This is a genomic window from Actibacterium sp. (assembly GCF_041584535.1).
Taxonomy (GTDB): Bacteria; Pseudomonadota; Alphaproteobacteria; order Rhodobacterales; family Rhodobacteraceae; genus Actibacterium_D.
Map to the genome: position 1 here is coordinate 1 of NZ_JBFHDW010000347.1, position 2,429 is coordinate 2,429.

The 2,429-nt window shown below is 64.6% G+C and carries 3 protein-coding genes; all 3 read left to right on the forward strand.

Features of this window, described 5'->3' with window-relative positions; translation table 11 throughout:
• Nucleotides 1-710 (forward strand): acyl-CoA dehydrogenase family protein (locus ABYW26_RS13385; protein ID WP_372605413.1); only part of this gene is annotated, 710 nt, incomplete at its 5' end.
• 84 nt (nt 711-794) lie between these two features.
• Entirely contained in the window at nt 795-1,784 is a 990-nt protein-coding gene (gene dusA / locus ABYW26_RS13390) for a tRNA dihydrouridine(20/20a) synthase DusA (protein ID WP_372605414.1), read from the forward strand.
• Nucleotides 1,785-1,853: 69 nt separating this feature from the next.
• On the forward strand, nt 1,854-2,429 hold a 576-nt coding region (locus ABYW26_RS13395), incomplete at its 3' end, for a sulfite exporter TauE/SafE family protein (protein ID WP_372605415.1).

The following is a 2,429-nucleotide window of genomic DNA, read 5'->3' on the forward strand; positions in this document are numbered from 1 at the left end:
ATGGTTACCTTTTGAACGGCGCGAAAATGTGGATTTCCAACGCGCCGATTGCCGATGTTTTCGTGGTCTGGGCAGTGTCCGAGGCCCACGGCGGCAAGGTGCGCGGCTTTGTCCTTGAAAAAGGCATGAAAGGGCTCAGCGCCCCGAAAATCGACGGCAAGCTGTCGTTGCGCGCCTCGATCACCGGCGAGATCGTGATGGAGAATGTCGAGGTCGGCGAAGACGCGCTGTTGCCCGATGCGCAAGGCATGGGCGGGCCCTTCGGCTGTTTGAACCGGGCGCGTTTCGGCATTGCCTGGGGCGTGATGGGCGCGGCCGAGGATTGCTGGACCCGTGCCCGGCAATACGGTCTGGACCGACACCAGTTCAAACGCCCGCTGGCCGCAACGCAGCTGTATCAGAAAAAGCTGGCCGATATGCAGACCGAGATCGCGCTGGGCCTTCAGGCCTGTGTGCGGGTCGGTCGCCTGATGGACGAGAACCGCTTTGCGCCCGAGATGATCTCGCTGATCAAACGCAACAATTGCGGCAAGGCGCTGGATATCGCCCGCATGGCGCGGGATATGCATGGCGGCAATGGTATCCAGATCGGCTATCATGTCATGCGCCACGCGCAGAACCTTGAGACGGTGAACACCTATGAGGGCACGCATGACGTGCACGCGCTGATCCTCGGGCGGGCGATCACCGGGCTTCAGGCCTTTGCCTAAGTGCGGTAGACGGCTGCGGCGCCGTGCTTTATGACGATGCGCCGTGCGGCCCCGGTCGCCATTGCAAGGACAGAAGACAGCGACATGCCCCAGACGATCTCGGGAAAAATCCTGTCCGTCGCGCCGATGATGGACTGGACCGACCGGCATTGCCGGTATCTGCACCGGCTGATGTCGGCGCAGACGCTGCTTTATACCGAGATGGTCACGGCCCCGGCGCTGGTGCGGGGCGGGGCGCGGCATTTGCTGGAGTTCGATCCCTCTGAGCACCCCGTCGCGGTGCAGCTGGGCGGCTCGGACCCGGCGGAACTGGCCGAGGCCACGCGCCTGTGCAATGACGAAGGCTATGACGAGGTGAACCTCAACGTCGGCTGCCCGTCGGACCGGGTGCAATCGGGCACTTTTGGCGCGGTGCTGATGAAAACCCCCGATCTGGTGGCCGAGTGCGTGGCGGCGATGATCGCGGCCTCAAACGTCGAGGTGACAGTGAAATGCCGCATCGGCGTCGACGATCAGGACGCCCATCAGGTGTTGCCGCAGTTTCTGGAAACCGTCAGCGCCGCTGGCGTCACCCGCTTTACCATCCATGCCCGCAAGGCGTGGCTTCAGGGGCTTTCCCCTAAGGAAAACCGCGATATCCCGCCGCTGGACTATGATCTGGTTCATGCGATGAAAGCGGCCTATCCGCATCTGCATTTGTCGATCAACGGCGGCATTGCTTCGTTGGACCATGCGCGCGCTTTGCTGGAGGCCGGGCTGGACGGGGTGATGATCGGGCGGGCGGCCTATCACACGCCCTCGGACATCCTGCTGGCGGCGGATGAGGTGATCTATGGCATCCCCGGCACCAAGACCGCCGAACAGGTGGTGCAGGAAATGCACCCCTATATCGCCCGGCATCTGGCGGCGTGCGGACGGTTGAACCAGATCACCCGCCATATGCTGGGCCTGTTCGCCGGACGGCCCGGCGCGCGGCAATGGCGGCGCATCCTGTCCGAGCGTGGCCACGGCCCCGAGGCCGGCCTGTCGGTGCTGGACGAAGCGCTGGCCGCCGTGACCTGCGCCGCAGCCTGAGCATTTTGCCCATGGCCAACCGGCCAAATTCCGGGTATTGGCAAGAAAACTTGACCACGGAGGCCCGCAATGCCCGATCTTGCCACTCTTCTTCCGCTGATCGCGATCCTGATGGGGATTGGCGCCTTTGCCGGGGTTCTGGCCGGGCTTTTGGGGGTTGGCGGCGGTATCGTTCTGGTTCCGGCGTTTTTGTATACCTTCACCGCGCTGGGCTATGCCGGGCCGCAATTGATGCAGATCTGTCTTGCGACCTCGCTGGCGACGATCATCGTGACCTCGGTGCGCTCGGTCCTGAGCCACAACAAGAAGGGCGCGGTCGACTGGGACATCCTGAAGACATGGGCGCCGGGGATCGTTCTGGGCGCAATCGTGGGCGTTCTGGTGGCCGCCAGCCTGCGCTCGGCCACGCTGCAGGGCGTCTTTGGCGTGCTGGCGCTGGTGATCGCGCTCTATCTCGGCTTCGGCCGGGCGCATTGGCGGATCGGGCCGGCGATGCCGAAAGGCGCGGCGCGGGCCGGGCTATCGCCCGCCGTGGGGTTCCTGTCGGTGCTGATGGGGATCGGCGGCGGCAGCTTCGGCGTGCCGATCATGACCCTCTACGGCGTGCCCATTCACCGCGCGGTGGCCACGGCGGCAGGGTTCGGC

What these genes read in the sequence shown, in the direction of transcription:
- dusA (WP_372605414.1), top strand. Translation starts at nt 795, where the DNA reads ATGCCCCAGACGATCTCGGGAAAAATCCTGTCCGTCGCGCCGATGATG.